Genomic DNA, 22111 nt, shown 5'->3' on the forward strand with positions numbered 1-22111 from the left:
GTGGCATTGTAATTGAGCTTTGAGAATACTTAATGAGTATTGTCACATTTACTGCTTGTCTCAATTTTATATTAGGAGCAAGCTAAAATGGGACTATACTCATTTTTAGTATTCCTAAGTTCAATTATTCAGTTCACTTTGCGTATACATATATCCACACTTTGCTAAAACATAGCTTTTTATTAAAAACTATTTTGCAAATCCAAAATCTTCAAAAGGATAGAAAATGAATTTAAATTTTCCTTTTATATGAGAACCGTCAATATAAGGATTTTTCCAAAGTCTAGCATCATTTGAATCAGGACGATTATCACCTAAAAAGAAATACTTGCCCTCAGGAACATCAAATTCACCAGAATAGGAATAATCTTTATTCTTTACATAATCTTCAACTAATTCTTCACCGTTAATAAATACAACTCCATTTTTAATTTTTATTTTATCACCAGGTAAACCAATTAATCTTTTTACTAATGTTAAATTAAGCTCATCAGATTGAAATACTATTATATCTCCTCTTGTAATACTAGATAGATTATTAACTCTAGTTACAAGTGCCTTGTTATCTTCATTTATAGTTGGAATCATAGAACCAGTTGGAACAAAAACACTAAAAAACATAAATTTATTTATTAAAATTCCAAGTATAAGAGCTATAAGTATAGGTATAAGCCAATCTTTTAAAAAAATAATTTTACTCGATATAGTTTCTTTTTTTGTTTCTTCCACCATAAGTACCCCCGTATTTTTATGTATAGTGCTCTAAATATTTTTCCATATTTTAACTAAAATATATCATTACATAATGTTATTGTCAAATTGTTTATGTTACTGTGCTAAATTATGTTTTGTAATCATATATTTTAATAATGTAATGTAAAAGTATAGTTTAAAGTAGATTTTACATTTGATAATAGTTATTGTGAATTAATAATATCTTTAGTTAATGTTTTAGCACAGTAGTGATAGATATGCATCAGTAAAGCCAGATATAGTAATTTAATATATCAATACATATTTAAGACATAGCTTATCTTTAAAATATGATCTTAAAAATAAGTAAAGTTAGGGTGTAGAGTGATGGATAAAAAGGTTTCTGATTTCTATTCAATTTTGAAACAAGAAAAAGATAATATAGAGAAATTTAGTAAAATAATCAAGGTAAGTGGTGAATTAACAAAAAGAATCAATATGGTGATTGGTGAAATGAATTCCATAAAGCAAGATATGATGGCATTAGAAGAAAATATAAATGAGGAAAAAGTTAAAACTGAAGATATAGAAAATAAGGTAAATAATATAGTAACAAATGAAATTAAGGATAATATGGATACAGTTGTAGAAATACTTGCACATAATTTACCGAAGGATGTAAAAGCAGAATTTGTTAAGAATTCATATGAAGAATTTAATAAAAAAGTAATAGATTTAATGAAATTTAACAATATAATTGGTGAAGTTATTATTTATAGCAATAATAACAATGAGTTAAAAATTAACGTAAAGCTATGGGGAGGAGAAGAAAAAGTTCAAGAGTTTACTATAAAAGAAAAGTATAGAATATTTAAAGTAGTATCGCTTATTCATACTAATTTAAGTTATGATGAATAGTTATGACATTAAATGTGTGTTTAATATTATAACTATTTCTGTAAATGGTTACAAAAATGATGGAAGAGCATTAACATAAATACTTGAAAAAAATATATATTAATATTATAATTTAAGTAATTAAATAATCATTGCCTAATGGCCATATATTTTTCAGTTTTTTGGTTTCAAAACGGGAGAATATATGGCTTTTTTTATTATTTAGGAATTTGTATTACTAAATAATCTGTGGATAACTTCTAGAATACTGTATTTTAAAAGTATGATGAGGTCCCCTAAAGAATAAAAAATAATCATATGCCGCACCATTATTCCTGCACTACGTTTGGAAAGGGTGCATAGCTAAAAAAAATCGACGATCCACAGTCACTTAGCGATTTTTTTATTATTTATGAAAGGAGATGAATATACATATTTACATAATTAGTTATACTTAATGATAAAAATTTAAAGTAATTATTTTATATTACTGAAATTAAAAAAGGAGTTTATTATGAATTTATTTAAAAGTTCTTTATTTGTATTTTTAGGGGCTTGTTGTTATGGCGTATTATCGACACTAGTAAAATTAGCATATAATGATGGGTTTGTATTTAAAGATGTTGTTATGAGTCAATTTTTATTTGGATGGTTAACTATGTTAATCATAATGCTAATCTTCTCTAGAAAAAATATTACGATAAAACAGTTCATTTCACTTGCATTAATTGGAATAAGTACATGTGCAACAACTGTTTTTTATTACTTATCTCTTGAAAGTATTCCAGCATCATTTGCTGTTGTACTATTATTTCAATTTACATGGATTGGAGTATTAATTGAATCCGTAGTAGATAAAAAATTCCCATCAAAAATAAAAATATTATCTATTATGATATTATTTATGGGAACTATATTAGCTAGTGGAGTAATTAATAGTAATGACTTTAAGTGGAGTTTTAGCGGAATATTATTTGGACTTATGGCAGCGCTTTCATATTCCCTATTTGTATTTTTTAGTGGAAGAGTAGAAACTCAAATACCATCAGTTAATAGAAGTTTTTGTGTAACAACAGGAGCACTATTAGTTGCATTTGCTATTTGCCCAAACTATTTCTCTAATGGATGCTTATCACAAGGAATATGGAAATATGGAATTATACTAGGCGTATTTGGTGCTGTGTTACCAGTATTATTCTTTGCAATAGGAACACCTAAATTAAGTACAGGCCTATCAACTATTCTTGGAGCAGGAGAATTGCCAGTAGCTATTATAGCGTCTATTGTTATTCTAAAAGAAGAGGTTTCTATGATAAAGTGGGTAGGAGTTATTATAATTTTAATAGGGGTTGCATTACCACAGTTAGTAAATTTAAAAAATAACAATTTAATAAAATTTTCTCGAGAATCTAATACTAATTTGTCATAAAATATAATACTAATTTAAAATGAGGCTCTGTTTTAAATGTGTGTTGATATATACAATAGGTGAAGTGGCATTGTAATTGGACTTTTAGAACTCTTAATAAGTATTGTCACATTTACTGCTTGTCTCAATTTTATATTGGGAGCAAGCTAAAATGGGACTATACTTATTTTAGTGTTCTTAAGTTCAATTACTCAGCCCACTTTGCTTATGCATATATCAACACTCTGCTAAAACATAATTTTAAATTAAATAAAAATAGTAGTTTCTAATAGTTAGAAGCTACTATTTTTTTATAAATAAGTTAGTTAATGATTATTTATATTCAGATTTTTTATCTATTTCCCCAACACTTTTAATTAATTCATCTTCACATTTATCATTTGTTTTTTTGAAGCTTGATCTTAAGGAAATCCATTTTATAGCTTCAAAATAATCATGACTTTCAATTAAACCTTGATTTAATAAAGTGGTTAAACTATCTCTAAAATCTTTAGTATCTCTAGTAGAAAGTTTATCACCATGTTTTCTTATAACACCCATAATATCTAATTTACCATTATCTTTATAGTCACAGCTACTTATATTCATACTTAAAGTTTTTTCTATAGTAGATATAGCAATTCTGGCTTCAGCAGATATGTTATCTTGAGTTTTTAGTTGCTTTAATATTTTATTTGATTTATTTATAAAGTCAACAAAATTGGAATCTTTATGCGTATTCAATTTAGTATTAATATTTAAAGAATTATCAATATTAGAATTGGTAGTTTTCATATTTATAAATTCCATACAAACACTTTCTTTCTATAAATAGTTTTTAATATTGGCTATGCTTTAGAAGATAACATAAGATTGTATTTTTATTATCGAATTTATTTAAGAAAACTTTAGAATATATTACATAATTTACCTTAAAAATTCATAGATTTTATTAATCTATATTGTTGTTAGGTTATATAGTGTAGAATAGAAATAGAGAAAAGATTTCAATGATATTATATATTAAAGAATAATGTTTATAGTCTTGACAGATTACTATACTTGTAAAAATATTTAGTTGTGTTAAAATATTTCATTATACCAATAAATGGGAATTGATTTTAAAGTGAATATATTTAAATTTAAAAGAGAGATTATAAATATGTATTAAAAATAATTATACGTTATTAGTAAATAAGATTTTAGAACTAGTATATACTTTATTAAAAGATATGAATAAATGTTAGCTGTAAGATAAATTTACAATAAAAATAGGGGGAAGAAGAATGGAGTACATGGTTAATAAACAATTAGGATGTGTGGATGTAATTTTGAAAAATGGATTATTTAGAAAAACATCTTATGGAGATTGTATTTTCAAATCAGAAAGTGGAGAAATAGATAAATTTACAAAGACTGCTAATATGACAGATGAAAAATATAATGAAGAATTTATGAGATTTTGCAGTAAACACAATGTTAATGGTAAAAAAGTTTTGGAACTTTTAGAATAGAAATATTATAATATAATCACATAATTTTATAATTAGAAAATTAAAATACATTTAAGTAATTAAAGTGACTTAAATGTATTTTTATTTATGAAAGAAGGGTGTATATGGATTTTAAAAGATCAACTGAAGAAGATATAAGTAATATAATGAAAGTTATTAATGAGGCACAAATATATTTTAAAGAACAAAAAATAAATCAATGGCAAAATAACTATCCAAATATAGATACAATAAAAGAAGATATTAAAAATGAGTATTCATATGTATTTTTAAAAGATAAACAAATTGTTGCTACAGTAGCACTTTCTTTTGATGGAGAGAAAACATATGACATAATTTATGATGGTAAATGGATAAGTAATTATAAATATGCAGTTATTCATAGAATGGCTGTAAATAAAATGTATAAAGGAAGTGGAATAGCCTCTGAAATTATTAAAAATACAGAAAAAATTTGTTTAGAAAAAGACGTACATAGTATAAAAATAGATACACATGTAGAAAATAAGGCTATGCAAAATTTACTTAAAAAAAATAATTTTCAGTATTGCGGTATAATATATTTAGAAGATAAGAGCAAAAGAATAGCTTTTGAAAAAATAATATAGAAATTTATAAAAAGAATGATATGTATGTAAAGGTCATTCTTTTTATTTATATAAATTTACTATAATATGGGTAATTATTATAGTATTATATAAATAAAAGTTTATACAAAATAAAATTTAGTATTGATTGGGAGCATTAGAATTATGAGAAAAATTGTATCAAAAAAAGAAAAAGTTTTGACAAAGCAATTAAAAATAATTAGTAAAAAAGAAGATAAGCTATTAATAGAAAAGAAAGAAAGCTTTTTAAATAAAAAAATATCGCCATATAAAAATAAGCTGGAAGAAAAAATTCCAGATAAACTTGAAGAAACATTACAATTAGCATTTCAAAAAGGATTTAATGTTGTTTTTAAAAAAGGTGTAAAAATTATTGAGAAAAGTTTTGATAAAGAGAAAATAAATGAAAACTTTAATATAGATGATTATGCTGTTAATTTACAAACTAATAAAAAGAATATAAATAAAATTGACAAAAAAACCAATAGAAAAGTATTTTTAAATAAATCAATAGGTGTATTAGAGGGAGGAATCCTAGGAGTTTTGGGTATAGGATTACCAGATATCCCTATTTTTATAGGTGTTATATTAAAAACTATTTATGAAATAAGCTTAGGATATGGATTTTCTTATGATAATGATGATGAAAGAATATATATTTTACACATTGTTTGTAGTGCTATGACTACAGGAGAAGAAAAAAGAAAATATATTGATAAGATTGACAAGATAGGAGAACAAATAAATAGCGGAATTAGAATAGAACAAAATGTAGATGAACTAATAAATGAAACATCTAAAAAAATGGCAACTTCAATGTTAACGAGCAAATTTATACAAGGATTACCTATAGTAGGTGTTATAGGTAGTTTTACTAATTATAAAACTATAAAAGATATTAGTAAGATAGCTAAAGTTAAGTATAAGAAGCGCTATTTACAAAAACTTAAATAGTTAAATATCTCTATATAAGAACTCTATTGATTTAATAGGGTTCTTTTTATTTTAAAATATTTTAAATTAAAAGGCCTTCAGACGCGGATAATTAGATAGCGAAAGGAGGTGTAATATTACAATGGTTGAAAAAATGAATAACAAAATTTTAAAATTAAGACAAGCTTTGCAAAAACTTATAAGTGAAGAAAACAATTTATTAGACCCTAAAGTTATTGCAGCTAGTCAAGAACTTGATGAAGTTCTAAATGAGTATAATAAGTTACTCAAAGAACTAAAAAAGTAATGTAAAAAAATGAGGAGGAATTTTAATATTCCTCCTTTAATTTAAGAACATATTTATGCTAAAAATATATGTGGATTAGAAAATTATTTAATAAAAAATAATTTTTCAATAATAAATTTCTAATAAATGCAACATTTTCCTAAGTAGAATTGTTTTATAAGTGAAGGAGTTGATTTAAATGAAAATAACAAAAAGAATTGTAGGAAGTGCAATAGCATTAACAATGATTATAGGAATACCCCAATATGTATCTGCAAATGTAGTAACAACTTCAAACCAAGAAGTATTTCAGATGCCTAAATTTTCATCATCATGGGGGAGTGTAAAGGAGAAGGGGGATAAACAAATTCATATTACAAACTCAAGTAATATAAATAATGATGTTATATTAAATATATCAGATGAAACTAAGATAATAGATGCAGTTAGCGGATTACCAGTTTCTCTTGATGATATAGATGTAAATGAGAGCGTTTATGCTTATACTAGTCCAATAATGACAATGAGTTTGCCACCTATGACTAGTGCAAAAGCTATCATTGTGAATATACCCCAGGATTTTAAAGTTCCTAATTATATGGAAGTTCAGGATATAAAGGAAAATGATGATGGAAGTATAACTGTTACAAGTGATGATGGTCTATTACAAGCTACATTAAATAAGGATACTAATATATCTCCTTATTTAACAAGAAATATTGTAACTATTGATGATGTTAAAGTTGGATCAAAATTATTTTTATGGACAAAGTATAATCCAAATGAACCTCAAACTTTAGAACTTCCAGAAAAGGTAAATGTAGAAAAGTGTTTACTTATGCCTTATGAATATAGTGGTTTAATTAAAGCTTCTGCTGATAAATTAAGTATTAATGGCGAAGAGATTAACTTAAAAGCAAATGAAGCTCCTTTCATGGAAGGGGAAACATTAATGCTTCCTGTAAATTTAGTTTCAGAAAAGCTTGGATATGATGTTAAACCGTTCAATAAAACATCAATGCTTAGAATTACCAAAGAAGGCACTAAGACTTATACTATTGCTGTTGATAGTGATATGTTAGAGTCAGAAGATACTAGCTATTATTTACGCAATAAAACAATGGTAAAGAATAACACTATTTTTGTAAGTTCAGAATTATTTAATTTAGCTGAAAATGCAAAAATAGTAATAGAATAGTTTATTAAGGATGTGTTTTAGTAGTTTGCTCATATCATATATGCATAAGCAAATTGGACGAGCAATTAAAACACAGCTTATATAAAATTTTAGTATAATAAGATTACAATTTACAATTCTCAAACTAAATATTAAAAATAAACATTAAAAAATAAACATTAAAAAATATAACATGAATTTAAGTTTACAAAAAATATAGTTTTTTAACCTTCTTTTTATGAGTGTTTAATAAAAAGTATGATTATTTGATTTTGTTAGATTTTAAAATTTGGATCTGTTTTAAATATGTGTTAATATATACAATAGGTAAAGTGGCATTGTAATTGGACTTTGAGAATTCTCAATGAGTATTGTCATATTTACTGCTTATCTCAATTTTATATTGGGAGCAAGCTAAAATAGGACTATACTCATTTTAGCATTCCTAAGTTCAATTACTCAGTCCACTTTGCTTATGCATATATCACCACGCTACTAAAATTTAAATTTCTGGTTCAACAGATTTTTTAGGATATAATGTTGTACCCCATATTGAGAATGTTCTTTCTTTTACTAGAGATATATTCTGAGCATCTATAACTTGTCTCCACCATTCCCATGCAAGGCCTGTGCATTCCCATGCCTTAACACATATATTTCTAGTATTTCCTTTTAGATATATTTCTGTGTTAAAATGAGCCGTTTTATCTCTATCATTTCCAGACCAAGCTTTATGTTCTATTATTTCATTGCCATCTTTATCATAGCTAACTTCATCCCATGTTACTTCAAATTGAGCAACATAAGCACCACTATGATCAAGTACTATTTTACCATTTGTATATTCTGTTGTAGTTGTCTCTATATAATCTGTTTTATTATTTACAGTGGCAATTCTATTATCTTTTAAAAATGTACTTGTATATGAAATAGGATATCCAGGATTTTTAGGACTATATACTGAGTTATTTTGTATAATATTTCTTATTTCATTAAAATCCTTAGTAATTACTTTGTTATGCTCCTCAGCACCACCACCAAGAACTGTAGCTGTAAATGAACTTTGATCGAGAATATCTTCATATTCTGTATTACCACTAATATCTTGGTTAGATATTAAGGCTTTAAATGCTGCTTTAACATTTGCACTCTTAGAAGTTGTTTCAAGTTTTACATAAATTGTTCTACCATATGCAACGTTTGAAACATATGCAGGTGGATTTTCATTATTTACACCTTTTAAAGCTAATTCCTCAAAACTTACATTATCACCAAATACATCTGAAGGTTTTTCAGGTGCATCTACACTTACTGTATAGAAGATTTGTTTGTAGGCAACAACCATAGTTTGTTTTTCCCCTTTAAATATAGAATTAAAATCTATATTTAATGCTTTATCTAAAACTTTTAAATTGCAACCAAACATTGTAGAAAGTTGAGATTTACTATATACCATGGCATCAGTATAACTCATTCTTGTAGGAATAGTATATTCAGATGAATATTTAGTATTCCATGTATCTAGTAAAGAATTTATTGAAGCATTAATAGTAGAATATGTTGGTGAATTAACAACTTTACTGCCATCATCACTCATACCAGGTAAATCAACACTTATAGTGATTGGTTTTCTTTTACAAGAAATTATATCAGGTTTATTTTCAATAAGATTTCTATTAGCAAGTTGTATAGCACCAGGGTAGGTTCTATCATTTATTGAATCTATTATTGAAATATCTGAAGTAGAGTCTGAAATACGTTTTTTTTCTCTTTTTACTACAATGTATTTATTTGGAGTGTCAAAACCTTCAGCAGGTACAAAGCTCTCAATACTTTCTCCATTAGAAGATAAAATTTTATTAGGGTCGTAAGATAAGCTATAGATATTTTTATCTATATCATTAATGTCATTTTTTAAAGTATCTCTTATAAGAGGTATATCTTCTATAATTGGTTCTTCAATAGATTTAATAGGATCAACTATAGGTTTAATATCAATAGGGTCGATAGCTTGGACTATATCTGTATTTAGTAAGTCATCATCTGTTTGTGTGCCCTCATCTAATACATTTTTTTCAATAGTTTTTTCAGATAAATTATTATCTGTTTTTATGCTATCTTTTGTGTCAATTTCTTCAGCAACTATATCCTCAGTTATAGATTCTTCATCTGAATTAGCATCTTTTACATTTGCTAGAAAAACATTATTTTCAGCTTTTACATTGTAAGTGTATGCAAATCCATTTAGAAGCATAACAACTAATAATCCTTGTGCTAATGATATTAAAAGTTTTTTTGTAGTTTTCATTTTATTTTCCCCCTTGTTTAATTTAGTTGTAATATTTGGTGCTTATTATATTTATACGAACAAAAATCAAGAAACTTTAGAAAAAAAAGAAAAAATAGAATATAAATACCAATTATTATGCGGTATAGAATGATTAGTCTTTTTTGTTGCACCATAACATTCATTTTATAAAAATGCTATAATAAAATTATAATTACTAGTTTTATTTTATAAGGAGATACAATGAAAAATATATTTTTTATAGGAGATACTCATTTTGGGGATAGTCATATTATTGATTATGAACAAAGACCATTTGAAAATGTAGAAGAAATGGATAGAGAATTAGTTAATAGATGGAACTCTGTTGTAACAGATGATGATACGGTTTTTATGATAGGTGATTTTTCTCTTTATTCTAAGGAAAAGACTACAGAGATATGTAATAAATTAAAAGGGCAAAAGATATTGATTGCTGGAAATCATGACAGTAATTCAGAAGAATATTATTATGAGTGTGGATTTAATAATGTATATCAATATCCAATAATTTTGGATGAGTTCTGGATGATTTCACATAAACCATTATACTTAAATAAAAATATGCCTTATGCCAATATTTATGGTCATGTACATGGAAATGAAATGTATGTTGATTATTCAAAACAATCATTTTGTGCATGTGTAGAACGTATAAATTATACCCCTATTTCTTGGGAACAAATAAAAGAAAAGATGAATCTTTTCTTTTAATTTAAATACTAAATAGTTGAAAATTCATATACTTTATTTAAAAAGTAAGTTCTGGATATAAAATTTTATAAGCTTTAGCTCTAGTTTTTACTTTTTCTTTATAATATTTTTTTTGCATATTCAACCATTTTTTCATCATCTTCATCATTGTTACGTAAACCCCATTTTCCCATCATATCATTCAAATTTGAATCACCTCCATTATTAGAGATATACCATGTCCAAAGCCTAATATTTATATCATCTAAGTTCAATGTCATGTGAATTTGTAATATTTAATCTAATTTGTTTAAACATCTCAATATCCTGAATATCATTTATATTCATTAAACCAACTCTAGGTCCTTCTTTATATTAAATATATTTTTTTATTTTTATAAATTATGTGAAGAATTATAGGAGAATATAAGATTATAAATAAAAAATTCTAGAAACTGTATATAAAAAATAATTTACCGGTAATTAAATTAAAGATTTATTACTTTTGTTTGATGAATTGTGTTTTTATAGTCAATGAAAATTTATGGTAATGTGATATGAGTAAGATTGAACTAGTTAAAAATTTAAGAAAGTTAAAAAATTTAAATTTACAAGGAACTTATTTTATGTAATAATAAATTTTTAGTAAGCAAGAAGTGAGTGAGGTAACATAATGAAAATAGGATTTGATCACGAAAAATATTTAGAAGAACAATCAAAGTATATCTTAGAGAGAGTTGATAGCTATGATAAGCTATATTTAGAATTCGGTGGAAAACTTTTCAACGATAGACATGCTATGAGAGTGCTTCCAGGATTTGATGAAAATGCAAAGATTAAATTACTACATAAGTTAAAAGAAAAAGTTGAAGTAGTAATATGTGTTTATGCAGGAGATATAGAAAGAAATAAAATAAGAGGCGACTTTGGTATTACATATGATATGGATGTTTTAAGACTTATTGATGACTTAAGAACTTATGAATTAGAAGTTAATAGTGTAGTTATTACAAGATATAATGGTCAACCAGCGACTACAGTATTTATAAATAAACTTGAAAGAAGAGGCATCAAGGTTTATAAGCATAAATCAACAAAGGGATATCCAACAGATGTTGATACAATAGTTAGTGATGAGGGTTACGGACAAAATCCATATATAGAAACTACAAAACCAATAGTAGTTGTAACAGCACCAGGTCCCGGTAGTGGAAAACTTGCTACTTGTCTTAGTCAATTATACCATGAATCAAAAAGAGGAAATGCAGCAGGATACTCTAAGTTTGAAACATTCCCAGTATGGAATGTTCCATTAAAACATCCATTAAATATCGCATATGAAGCTGCAACAGTTGATTTAAAGGACGTTAATATGCTTGATTCATTCCATATGGATGCATATAATAAGGTTACTGTAAATTACAACAGAGATATTGAAAGCTTTCCAGTATTAAAGAGAATAATAGAAAAGATTACAGGCAAAGAATCTATTTATAAATCACCAACTGATATGGGTGTTAACAGAGTTGGGTTTGGAATAGTTGATGATAATGCAGTTAAAGAAGCATCAAAGCAAGAAATAATAAGAAGATATTTTAAAACTGGTTGTGATTATAAAAAAGGATATGCAGATAAAGAAACTTTTGACAGATCCAAATTAATAATGGAAGAAGTAGACTTAAAAGAAGCTGATAGAAAAGTTGTTCTTCCAGCTAGAGAAAAATCTGCAAAATTAAAGATGGCTACAGATGAAAATGAAATTTGTCCAGTAGTAGCATTAGAATTAAATGATGGAACAATTTTAACAGGAAAGAGTTCAGATTTAATGGATGGAGCTGCAGCTGTAATAATCAATGCTATAAAATATTTAGCTAATATTTCAGATGACATATACTTAATTTCACCTGTTATATTAGAACCAATAATGAACTTAAAATCTAAGACTTTTAATGAAAAGAATATATCATTAAATTGTGAAGAAGTTCTTACAGCGTTAAGTATTTCAGCAGCAACAAATCCAACAGCACAAGTTGCTATGGAAAAATTACCTTTATTAAGAGGTTGTCAAGCTCACGCTACAACTATACTATCAAGAGTAGATGATACAACTTTAGGAAAATTAGGAATAGATGTGACATGTGATCCTAATTATCCATCAGAAAGTCTTTATTATAATAACTAAAGTCTTTATTTAAAGTAATTTTAGTTAAGGCTATGTTTTATCGGAGTGTTGATATATGCATAAGCAAAGTGGGCTGAGTAATTGAACTTAAGAACACTAAAATAAGTATAGTCCCATTTTAGCTTGCTCCCAATATAAAATTGAGACAAGCAGTAAATGTGACAATACTTATTAAGAGTTCTAAAAGTCCAATTACAATACCACTTCACCTATTGCAGATATCAACACATATTTAAAACAGAGCTTTAGTTAAAAATTAAAATATCAAAAGACTGTAATGAGATTTGTATAAAAATAAATCTTATTACAGTCTTTTATTTTTATATTAATTATATGTGAAAATGCAAAAGAAATGGCAAGAGTTATAGAGTAGAATGAAGAGTGTGATCTAGTTTGTGAGAAGAAGATTCCTTTAGCAATCCAAATAATATCCAATATATCTGAAATAGGAGTTAGTATGAATAATTTTTATGAGACTGATAAATTAAAAGATTATGATATAGTGAATGCAGTTACAGTTACATTTTCAGAGGATACGATAAACTAAGGTGTTTAATTTTTTTATCATATACTTCACTTCAATTTATTAAATATTAAAATAGTAGTAATTGTATTGAATTCTAAAAATCTAAAATTCTTAAGAAGAAAAGAAGTTTAGATTTTTAGAATAAATAAATTTTAGAATTTAAGAATTTGCTTGTGCAATGCGCATTTGATCAGTACATTCTTTTTCATATAAATTTTCTAAATAGTAATGATCCGTTAGTTTTCTTGTTAAGTTATCCCATAAATACACTCTTCTTTGAAGTTCTATTCCAAACTCGCCTTTCATTTTAACTTTTAATTCATCTAAATGAGGTTCATTTTCAAATTCTTCAAAACTCTTTAATTTTTGTGTCTTATAATCTGTAAGCATGGAAATAACAAATCGCCCATGTTCTTGTAAGTGCTCTTCTAATTCAAATTTTATAGTATTAATAAGACCACATATTACAAAGTGTTCTTCATAAATTCCTTTAGTACCATAGGCTCTTAATTGCTTATAAAACTCATCTTTTAACTCTATTAAATACTGAACATTGTTAATAACGCCTTCTTTTGGAGCGTATTTTTTTAGTAATCTAAATCCTCTTGCGATTCCGCCAATACTTCTTATGGCAGTATTGGTTAAGTCAATAGCATCTGAAATATATTCTTTAGTATTAATTTCTTCTATAAATGCATCAAATGCTTTAATGAAATTTTCTATAAGTAATCCTTCACTTAAGGAATCTTCCTGTCTTGCTTCTTCTTTTAATGTTTCTCTAGTTATGAAGAAATCACATAGTTCTTCTAACTCACAATCAGACATATTATCATCATTTATGTTTAAAATAAGCTCATTAACTTTTCTTGTTAAAGTTGGCTTTAAATCTTTAATATTTGTACTATTTAATTTATTTAATAAATCTTTTATTTCTTTATAAAACATATTTTCCTCCTAAAAAATTTCTGTTCATAGATTTATGGCTATCAAGGATAGACTAGGTATTGTTTATTTCTCAATTTATCCGTATATCGATTTATCTGTATAAAAGATATCTTTTTTATTGTTTAATAATATCTTACTATGATTAATTGATTATAACATATTTTGTAAATATCACATTGTTCAAAATATCTAAGAGGGTAATTGAAGCTAATGGTGAAGAATTATAAAATAAAATTTAAGAAGAATCCATTTTAAGTCTATGAGTGTGGCAAATAAGTAAAAAGAAATTATTGCATACGCTAATTTGAAAAAATCACAATAAACAAAGTTATGTAAATTGAATCAATAGAATTTAAAAGAAATGATAACTTAATAATGTGGATATGTTAACTAATAATGAATTATTTAGGGACTGGGGAAGTAAGTAAATATGAAATGTCCACTTTGATTATGTATATATCAACAAACTACTAAAAAACATAATAAAATCAAAACCCCTTGAAATAAAGAAACCTAGTAGTTTCAATACTTCAAGGGGTTTTCTGTTTTTAAATGGTGCCGCTAGCCGGATTCGAACCGGCACGATATCACTACCAGAGGATTTTGAGTCCACCACGTCTGCCAATTCCATCATAGCGGCATATTATTGAACAAGTTATATTCTACCATATTATAAAACATAATTCAAGTGAATTTTTTATTCTTTAGGAAATTATATCGCCTGAAAATCTGTGGATAACTTATAGAATACTGTATTTTAGAGGCATGATAAGTACATCTAAAGAATAAAAAATAATCATATGCCGCACCATTATTCCTGCATTGGATTTAGAAAGGGTGCATGGCTAAAAAAATCGACGGCTCCACAGTCGCCTTAGCGATTTTTTTATTACTTTTTTATCAAAATTTTTAAATAAAGGTTGTTACATAATAAATCATTTGCTAGAATAGGAATAGGGCAATGATATCCCGGCGGGATGATTTTAAGCCCGGTACTATATTAAAAAAGAAATTTAAGTTTTATTATAGTAATCATCTATTAATTAGGGAGAGGAGCAAATTTATATGATGTATTCAAAAGAAGTTGAAGAAATGTGTGTAGTTGCTAAGGGTCCTAATCACGGACCAGCACCAATTCCTGCAGAAGGAAAATGGGTACAATCTAAAGAAGTAACTGATATATCAGGATTAACTCATGGAATAGGTTGGTGTGCACCACAACAAGGAGCTTGTAAATTAACTCTAAATGTTAAGGACGGTATAATCGAAGAAGCTTTAGTAGAAACAATAGGATGTTCAGGAATGACTCATTCAGCTGCAATGGCTTCAGAAATATTACCAGGAAAGACTATATTAGAAGCATTAAACACAGATTTAGTTTGTGACGCTATAAACACAGCTATGAGAGAATTATTCTTACAAATAGTTTATGGAAGAACTCAAACTGCATTCTCAGAAGGTGGACTACCAGTAGGAGCAGGTCTTGAAGATTTAGGAAAAGGTCTAAGATCACAAGTTGGTACTATGTACGGAACTCTTGCTAAAGGACCTAGATACTTAGAAATGGCTGAAGGATACGTTACAGACGTAGCTTTAGACGAAGACAAAGAAATTATCGGATACAAATTCGTTAATTTAGGAAAAATGATGGAGAACATAGGCAAGGGTATGGATGCTAATAAAGCATTAGAAGAAGCTAGGGGACAATACGGAAGAGTTGCTGATGCTGCTGAATTAATGGACCCAAGACATAAATAATTATTTGTAAAGGAGGATTTTTATTATGGCACTATTTGAAAGTTATGAAAGAAGAATTAATCAAATCACTCCAGTACTAGAAAAGTACGGAATGAAAACTATAGAAGATGCGAAAGCAGTTTGTGAATCAATAGGAATTGATCCATGTACAATAGCTAAAGAAACTCAACCAATCGCGTTTGAAAATGCTGGATGGGCTTATACTTTAGGTGCTGCTATAGCTATAAAGAAAGGCTGCAAAAAAGCTGCTGAAGCTGCTGAGGCAATCGGAGAAGGATTACAAGCATTCTGTATCCCTGGATCAGTTGCTGACGATAGAAAAGTTGGTTTAGGACACGGAAACTTAGGAGCTATGCTTTTAAGAGAAGAAACTAAATGCTTCGCATTCTTAGCAGGACACGAAAGTTTCGCTGCTGCTGAAGGTGCTATCAAAATAGCTGAAAAAGCTAACAGAGTAAGAAAAGAACCATTAAGAGTTATATTAAACGGTCTTGGAAAAGATGCAGCATTTATAATTTCAAGAATTAATGGATTCACTTACGTTCAAACTAAATTTGACTACTACACTGGAGAAATTAAAGTAGTTCAAGAAAAAGCATACTCAAACGGAGAAAGAGCTAAAGTAAGATGTTACGGTTCTGACGATGTTAGAGAAGGTGTTGCTATCATGCATATGGAAGGCGTTGACGTATCAATCACTGGTAACTCAACTAACCCAACTAGATTCCAACATCCAGTTGCAGGAACATATAAAAAAGAATGTATGGAACAAGGTAAGAAATACTTCTCAGTAGCATCAGGTGGTGGTACAGGAAGAACACTTCATCCAGATAACATGGGTGCAGGTCCAGCTTCTTACGGTATGACTGATACTATGGGAAGAATGCATTCAGATGCACAATTCGCAGGATCATCATCAGTTCCAGCTCACGTTGAAATGATGGGTCTTATCGGAATGGGTAACAACCCAATGGTAGGATGTACAGTTGCTGTTGCAGTTGCTGTTGAAGAAGGAATGAATAAATAGTAATATCAATGCTTTCAGCGATTTATATAAGTTTTTAATTTATATAAAATAATCATGAAAACTATTGAAAAATGTATTTTGTCAACGGATTGTCAACGGTATTTTACATGTTGGCAGTCTATGTTGACAAATGATAAAAGAGTGACTTTTTAGTTGCTCTTTTTATTTAATATCTCTAAAGTCTTTTTTCTCATTTCATCTGTAACATGAGCATATACATCTAGTGTTATATCCATCTTTTTATGTCCTAGTCTTTCTTGCACAGATTTTATATTTGCACCCGCCCTTAAAAGCATAGTAGCATGAGTGTGCCTTAAACTGTGATAGTCTAATTTTTTAATTCCTAACTTATGATGAATTATATGAAAGCAATGTTGCATTACACGAGGTTGAATATAAGTGCCATTTTCTCGTACATTTATTAAATGTATTTTAGTGCCATCAGTTTCATTTATTTGTTTTTTATTATTAATTTTTAATTTAGCATAATATTCCTCATAATAAATTTTATCTTTTCTTTGCTGTTGTTTATATTTTTTTAGAATATTAATAATAGTATTATCAAGATCTATTATTCTGTAACTATCATATTTGGGAGGAGTAAAATACCATTGCTTATTTTTATACTGAACTTGCTTATTTATATCTAGCTTTTCGTTTTTTAAGTCAACATCATCCCATGTAATAGAAAATGCTTCTCCTAGTCTTAAGCCACATCTATATGGTGGCTTTAAAACAGCTGCAACCGCAGATGCATTTGTGAAAACTACTCGTGCAATGCAAGGCTTAGGACTAGCATCTAAAATAATACCAGCTTTATTATCTCCAACAGGATTAGCTATAACTAGAATAGAAATTGCTGGAGTAGTAGCAGCTAAACAATTAAATAAAGAAGTTGTTCCGGCTGTGGATTTATTTGCAGATAAAATAGAATATTTAAAAGATTCTACAAATGTTTCAGGCATGGGAGGAATGAGCCAAGAAATTACTAAAATATCTGATGCCACTAAAAAAGCTGTAGGTTCTTATATGGAAATGGACAATAGTGTACAAAGAACAGTGTTGAACTTAAAATATAAAAATACTACTATAACAAGTGATATTGCTAATAATGTTATAGAACAGTTTACCAATATGAATAAAACTATTACTAACAAATTAGATGAGAATTTAAAATCAAACTTAAGTAAAATACAGATAATGTTTAATAACAATAGTAAGTTAACAACATAAGAGCAAAATAATATTATGGCACAAATAGAAAATCATTATAATAAACAAAAAACTACAACTGAAAATGCTTTAAAAGAAATAAGTTCTATTTGGAGAGAGGCAAGTCAAGCAAATAGAGCTACAACCGAAGAGGAAAACAATAGAATAGATGAACTAAGATCGCAAATGACTACTACAGCTATTACAAATTTATCTGAAACTGAAAAAGAAAGTGCTGTTATTTTAGGTAGGGTTAAAGATCAAACAAGAAGAATAACAGCTGAAACTGCTACTGAAATAGTAAAACAATTGAATACGCAAAGACAAGAAACAGTTGATGCTGCTAATACTGAATATGCTGAAAGAGTGCATATTGCAGATCGAATAAAATCTATGAGGGGAGAATATGCAGAAGAAACAGCAAATAAAATTATAACAGAAGCAGAAAGGCAAAGAGATGAAACAATAGCTGCAGCTGATGCGACTAGGTCAGAAGGAATAGGAAAGTTAAAACAAGCTTATGAGAATTTAGAAACAAGTGTAGATATTAACACAGGACAAATTTTAACTTTTTGGGATAGAATAAAACAATGGTGGGATAATACTAGTTTTGGTACTAAATTTGCTGATATACAAACCAATGGTATTGTTGGAATGGTAGGACAAAAAACAAATAATTCAAGCAGCAAAAAAAGTACAAAACCTGTAAGCGAAATAGAAAAAGATTTATTAGGATCTACTAGTAATGGAGTTAAGAGAGCTACTTTAGGTAAAGGATACGCTAGTGGAACTAATTCGGCTACACAAGGATATCATGAAGTAGCTGAAAATGGAATAGAAATATTAGCCGGTAAATAAACTAGGTTGTTTAAAGGTGGAGAAAAGGTACTTAATAATGCAGAAACTAAATCAATCTTAAATAATTTAGGTCAAGCACCTGTTTATACACCACAAATACAAGGCTCTACCGGTGGAAATTCATATAGCTTTAATTTGGGAGATATAATTGCAGGTGGAAATGATAATATTGATGAAATAGTTAAAGAAGCAACTTATCAATTTGCATCTCAATTTAAAGAGGTTCTTACAAATATTAAAAAATAATGGATTATATGTTATAATTTTAGCTAGGGGTGATTATAAATGAAAAAACATATTATTTTATCCATTTTACTAGTAGTAGGAAGCGTATTATTGATAGGCTGTGCGCCAAAAGGTGAACCATCGGAGGTTCTGAACTCTTTTTATGAATGTATAAAAAATAATGATTCAGAAAATTCATATGAGTTATTATCAACAAAAAATAAAGAAGATATTGAAAAAGATGATTTTATAAAATGGGAAAATTATCATATGGAAACATGTGTATTAAAGGATGCAAAGGTAGAAAAAGTAAAAGAATATAAAGAAAAAGAGTTAGATGGAGAAAAGTATAAAAATGTAGTAGAGTTTAATGTTAAACAAAATTTACACGATAATTATAATAATAAAGATTTAACTGAAGAATATACTAGGTATGTTGTTAATGATAATAACGAATGGAAAGTTTATAAGGAAAAAACTGATATAAAAAGAGATATAGCAGAATCTATGACAAACTTAGCGGGAATGTATTATGACGGTGCTGGAAAAAATAAAGATATAAATCAAGCTGCTACTCTATTGAATGAAGCGATTAATATCAGCAAAGATGTTCCTCAAAGTTATTATTTATTAGGGACTTCATTAACTCAGCTTGAAAGATATGACGAAGCTATTGAAAATATTCAAATATTCTTAAATAAAGATATTGATAATTCTGAAAAATCAAATGCTTATAATGTTTTAGGTGTAAATTATCAAGGAAAAAAAGATTACTCTAAAGCAGTTGAATGCTATAATAAAGCAATTGAAATGGATGCTAATAATCAATATGCAAAAACAAATTTACAAAGAGTAAATACATTGATTGCATTAGGAATTTGATAAAAAATTGAGAAAAAGTTGAGAAAATACAAGTTTAAAATATAGTATAATAATTATAGAAATATTTTTAAAGCACTTACATTAGTTGTAGGTGCTTTTTATATGCTCAAAAGTAGAAAAAGGAGCAGATTATATGGATATTTATCTAATAGATGAAGCTAAAAATTATAAATTTCATTTTCCTGTTAATCCTTTAAATTCTTTATCTTTATCGAAAGAAAAAAGATACATTACAGCAGATATATTAGACTTTGGGGAAGTTGATATAACTCAAAAAGGAGAAAAAATAAGAGGAATAAGATTTAATTCTTTATTTCCCAAAGAGTATGATGAATCTTATTGCAGAGAAATGTATTTAGATACATCTTTGAACAGTAAAAAGTTAATAGAAGACTGGCAAGATATAGAACAACCATTAAGGTTAATAATAACGGATATAGATGTAAATGAATTAGTATTTATAAGTAAATTTACTTATGAATTTGTTGCTGGATAATTAGAAGATATTTATTTTAGTATAACTTTTAGAACTAATAGAGAAACAAAGATAGAAACTATAACTAGTACTAGCACAAATAGTTATAGTGGTGGCTTACAAGATAATAGACCTTCACAAGAACCAAAATTTAAAGATGGTGATACAGTAAAAGTAACTGCAAGTGCATTAAATGTTAGAAATGGTCCAGGAACTGAACATAATATTATCGGTACATTATACAAAGGACAAATGGTAACAGCTTATAGAGTTGAAGGACAGTGGTTACATACTTATTATGGTAATCATGGTGGTTATGTTCATATGGATTATATAGTAAAAGTTTAAGAAGTAGGTGATTATTATAGAATTAGTTTTAAAAAATAAATATAAAATACAACTACTTTCAGAACAAGGAACACTAAAAGAGAGCATAGACAGTATAGCATATACTTTAAATTTAACTTTGGTTGAAACTGATGAATTAAAAAACATAGGACTAGTTAAAGGCGATAGTATTCAGTTATATGATTATATGCTTAATAGTAATGAATATAAAAAAATATTCGATGGTACTGTTAGAGATATAAATGGTTCAAGAAAAAATAAAAAACTATCTATTATTTGCAGAGAAAGAACTGTCACTATAGAAGAAAGCGAAGATGAATATTTATGGAAAGACGGTCAAACAGCTACTCAAAGAGCTAAAATTATTTGTAATGATTGGGGAATACCAATAGGAAGTTTTAGTGAAACAAGCATTGGTCTAGCTAAAGATTTAAGAAAAGAATCTTTATTTAGTACGATGAAAAAAGATTTAAAAGAAACAGCTCAAAAAGGTGGAAGCCTTTATAAATTTAGAATGTCAGAAAGTTTAGATTTAGTTGAGCTAGAAAGTAATAGTATGGTTTATAAATTAGATAGTATAGCAGAAGACGTTCAATCAAAATCAAGTCTTAATGGAGCTGTAACACAAGTAAAAGTTTTAGGCAAAGAAGAAACAAAGAAAAGTACTAAAAAAATAAGACTTCTGGCAGCAATGAAGAAAAAGAATTAATATTATCTCCTATAATTGGTGTATTTAAAAAAGATACAGAGAGATATGAAACTATACAAAAGTTATTTCAAGATGAAAAAATTGACGATTATTCAAAAGCTAAAAGTAAAGCTGATGCATTATTTAGCAGTGGAGAAGATAGCATATCAGTATCTTGTATTAAAGACATAAATACTATACGACCAGGTGACAAAGTAAGCTTGTATAATGATTTTTACTACGTTACAGATATAACACACGAGTTAGGCACAGGTGGAAAAATGGATTTAACACTAATGAGTTGGGAAGGGGTGAAATCTAAGTTTTATGGAGAATAATATTTTTGAAGATATAAAAAGAGTAATGGATAATAACTTTAAAAGTGGTATTAATGAAGCTATGTTTTCTAATAGTCTAGTATTAGGTACAATAACCACTACAGGACTTAAA

25 protein-coding genes and 1 tRNA gene are annotated in these 22111 nt (G+C 27.4%); 18 read left to right on the forward strand and 8 right to left on the reverse strand.

Translation table 11 applies throughout. The features are described 5' to 3' along the window. Positions 1-189: 189 nt before the first annotated feature. Positions 190-729 carry a signal peptidase I gene (gene lepB, locus RYM86_RS13870; protein ID WP_315081240.1) on the reverse strand — a complete coding sequence of 180 codons (540 nt, stop codon included), beginning with the start codon at positions 727-729 and terminating at the stop codon, positions 190-192. 351 nt (positions 730-1080) lie between these two features. On the opposite strand from lepB, the gene RYM86_RS13875 reads away from it, so the two are divergent. Then, on the forward strand, positions 1081-1611 hold the full coding sequence (locus RYM86_RS13875; protein ID WP_315081208.1) for a hypothetical protein: 531 nt from the start codon (positions 1081-1083) through the stop codon (positions 1609-1611). Positions 1612-2104: 493 nt separating this feature from the next. After that, complete coding sequence (locus RYM86_RS13880; protein WP_315081209.1) at positions 2105-3019, forward strand: DMT family transporter; 915 nt, start codon at positions 2105-2107, stop codon at positions 3017-3019. Positions 3020-3331: 312 nt separating this feature from the next. Here the strand turns inward: RYM86_RS13880 and RYM86_RS13885 are convergent, their stop codons facing one another. Continuing rightward, on the reverse strand, positions 3332-3808 hold the full coding sequence (locus RYM86_RS13885; protein WP_315081210.1) for a hypothetical protein: 477 nt from the start codon (positions 3806-3808) through the stop codon (positions 3332-3334). Between the two features lie 476 nt (positions 3809-4284). Between RYM86_RS13885 and RYM86_RS13890 the strand changes: the two genes are divergently transcribed. The 5 genes from RYM86_RS13890 to RYM86_RS13910 all read left to right on the forward strand — a co-directional run bounded on the left by RYM86_RS13890 (position 4285) and on the right by RYM86_RS13910 (position 7537). Beyond that, positions 4285-4512 carry a hypothetical protein gene (locus tag RYM86_RS13890; RefSeq protein ID WP_315081211.1) on the forward strand — a complete coding sequence of 76 codons (228 nt, stop codon included), beginning with the start codon at positions 4285-4287 and terminating at the stop codon, positions 4510-4512. A 104-nt stretch (positions 4513-4616) separates the two neighbouring features. Further along, positions 4617-5120, forward strand: coding sequence for a GNAT family N-acetyltransferase (locus RYM86_RS13895; RefSeq protein ID WP_315081213.1), 504 nt, complete (start codon positions 4617-4619; stop codon positions 5118-5120). Between the two features lie 144 nt (positions 5121-5264). Further along, positions 5265-6074: an EcsC family protein gene (locus RYM86_RS13900; RefSeq protein WP_315081214.1), complete on the forward strand. Its 810-nt coding sequence runs from the start codon at positions 5265-5267 to the stop codon at positions 6072-6074. Positions 6075-6195: 121 nt separating this feature from the next. After that, positions 6196-6360: an aspartyl-phosphate phosphatase Spo0E family protein gene (locus RYM86_RS13905; protein ID WP_315081216.1), complete on the forward strand. Its 165-nt coding sequence runs from the start codon at positions 6196-6198 to the stop codon at positions 6358-6360. 178 nt (positions 6361-6538) lie between these two features. Continuing rightward, a complete protein-coding gene (locus RYM86_RS13910; RefSeq protein WP_315081217.1) occupies positions 6539-7537 on the forward strand; it encodes a stalk domain-containing protein in 999 nt (332 codons plus the stop codon). Between the two features lie 481 nt (positions 7538-8018). Here RYM86_RS13910 and RYM86_RS13915 read toward each other — a convergent pair whose 3' ends face one another. Beyond that, entirely contained in the window at positions 8019-9824 is a 1806-nt protein-coding gene (locus RYM86_RS13915) for a thiol-activated cytolysin family protein (protein ID WP_315081218.1), read from the reverse strand. A gap of 222 nt (positions 9825-10046) precedes the next feature. Here RYM86_RS13915 and RYM86_RS13920 point away from each other — a divergent pair, with 222 nt between their 5' ends. After that, positions 10047-10556: a metallophosphoesterase gene (locus RYM86_RS13920; protein WP_315081219.1), complete on the forward strand. Its 510-nt coding sequence runs from the start codon at positions 10047-10049 to the stop codon at positions 10554-10556. Positions 10557-10654: 98 nt separating this feature from the next. On the opposite strand, the gene RYM86_RS13925 is transcribed toward RYM86_RS13920, so the two are convergent. Continuing rightward, positions 10655-10816: a hypothetical protein gene (locus RYM86_RS13925; RefSeq protein WP_315081221.1), complete on the reverse strand. Its 162-nt coding sequence runs from the start codon at positions 10814-10816 to the stop codon at positions 10655-10657. Between the two features lie 392 nt (positions 10817-11208). On the opposite strand from RYM86_RS13925, the gene RYM86_RS13930 reads away from it, so the two are divergent. Further along, on the forward strand, positions 11209-12717 hold the full coding sequence (locus RYM86_RS13930; protein WP_315081222.1) for a DUF1846 domain-containing protein: 1509 nt from the start codon (positions 11209-11211) through the stop codon (positions 12715-12717). Between the two features lie 685 nt (positions 12718-13402). Here RYM86_RS13930 and RYM86_RS13935 read toward each other — a convergent pair. Together RYM86_RS13935 and RYM86_RS13940 are read right to left on the reverse strand one after the other, a co-directional pair. After that, complete coding sequence (locus RYM86_RS13935) at positions 13403-14188, reverse strand: hypothetical protein (protein ID WP_315081223.1); 786 nt, start codon at positions 14186-14188, stop codon at positions 13403-13405. A gap of 553 nt (positions 14189-14741) precedes the next feature. Further along, positions 14742-14828 (reverse strand) — tRNA-Leu (locus tag RYM86_RS13940). Positions 14829-15253: 425 nt separating this feature from the next. On the opposite strand from RYM86_RS13940, the gene RYM86_RS13945 reads away from it, so the two are divergent. Continuing rightward, on the forward strand, positions 15254-15946 hold the full coding sequence (locus RYM86_RS13945; RefSeq protein WP_017826199.1) for an iron-sulfur cluster assembly scaffold protein: 693 nt from the start codon (positions 15254-15256) through the stop codon (positions 15944-15946). 25 nt (positions 15947-15971) lie between these two features. Continuing rightward, positions 15972-16973, forward strand: coding sequence for a GGGtGRT protein (locus RYM86_RS13950; RefSeq protein WP_315081225.1), 1002 nt, complete (start codon positions 15972-15974; stop codon positions 16971-16973). Between the two features lie 149 nt (positions 16974-17122). On the opposite strand, the gene RYM86_RS13955 is transcribed toward RYM86_RS13950, so the two are convergent. Then, on the reverse strand, positions 17123-17938 hold the full coding sequence (locus RYM86_RS13955; protein ID WP_315081227.1) for a site-specific integrase: 816 nt from the start codon (positions 17936-17938) through the stop codon (positions 17123-17125). 7 nt (positions 17939-17945) lie between these two features. On the opposite strand from RYM86_RS13955, the gene RYM86_RS13960 reads away from it, so the two are divergent. From RYM86_RS13960 to RYM86_RS13980, 5 genes are all read left to right on the forward strand, one after another. Further along, positions 17946-18206: a hypothetical protein gene (locus RYM86_RS13960; protein ID WP_315081228.1), complete on the forward strand. Its 261-nt coding sequence runs from the start codon at positions 17946-17948 to the stop codon at positions 18204-18206. 15 nt (positions 18207-18221) lie between these two features. Beyond that, positions 18222-19043: a hypothetical protein gene (locus RYM86_RS13965; protein ID WP_315081229.1), complete on the forward strand. Its 822-nt coding sequence runs from the start codon at positions 18222-18224 to the stop codon at positions 19041-19043. Positions 19044-19049: 6 nt separating this feature from the next. Continuing rightward, positions 19050-19289: a hypothetical protein gene (locus tag RYM86_RS13970; RefSeq protein WP_315081230.1), complete on the forward strand. Its 240-nt coding sequence runs from the start codon at positions 19050-19052 to the stop codon at positions 19287-19289. A 39-nt stretch (positions 19290-19328) separates the two neighbouring features. Next, on the forward strand, positions 19329-20150 hold the full coding sequence (locus tag RYM86_RS13975) for a tetratricopeptide repeat protein (protein WP_315081232.1): 822 nt from the start codon (positions 19329-19331) through the stop codon (positions 20148-20150). A 133-nt stretch (positions 20151-20283) separates the two neighbouring features. Further along, a complete protein-coding gene (locus RYM86_RS13980; RefSeq protein ID WP_315081233.1) occupies positions 20284-20646 on the forward strand; it encodes a hypothetical protein in 363 nt (120 codons plus the stop codon). Positions 20647-20729: 83 nt separating this feature from the next. Here the strand turns inward: RYM86_RS13980 and RYM86_RS13985 are convergent, their stop codons facing one another. Continuing rightward, positions 20730-20870 carry a hypothetical protein gene (locus RYM86_RS13985; RefSeq protein WP_315081235.1) on the reverse strand — a complete coding sequence of 47 codons (141 nt, stop codon included), beginning with the start codon at positions 20868-20870 and terminating at the stop codon, positions 20730-20732. Here RYM86_RS13985 and RYM86_RS13990 point away from each other — a divergent pair. Both RYM86_RS13990 and RYM86_RS13995 read left to right on the forward strand, forming a co-directional pair. Next, positions 20854-20973, forward strand: a complete 120-nt coding sequence (locus RYM86_RS13990) for a hypothetical protein (RefSeq protein ID WP_315081242.1) — start codon at positions 20854-20856, stop codon at positions 20971-20973. The genes RYM86_RS13985 and RYM86_RS13990 overlap by 17 nt on opposite strands. A gap of 7 nt (positions 20974-20980) precedes the next feature. Continuing rightward, positions 20981-21682, forward strand: a complete 702-nt coding sequence (locus RYM86_RS13995; protein ID WP_315081237.1) for an XkdQ — start codon at positions 20981-20983, stop codon at positions 21680-21682. The last annotated feature ends 429 nt before the right edge of the window (positions 21683-22111 follow it).

The organism is uncultured Clostridium sp. (assembly GCF_963527835.1).
GTDB lineage: Bacteria > Bacillota > Clostridia > Clostridiales > Clostridiaceae > Clostridium.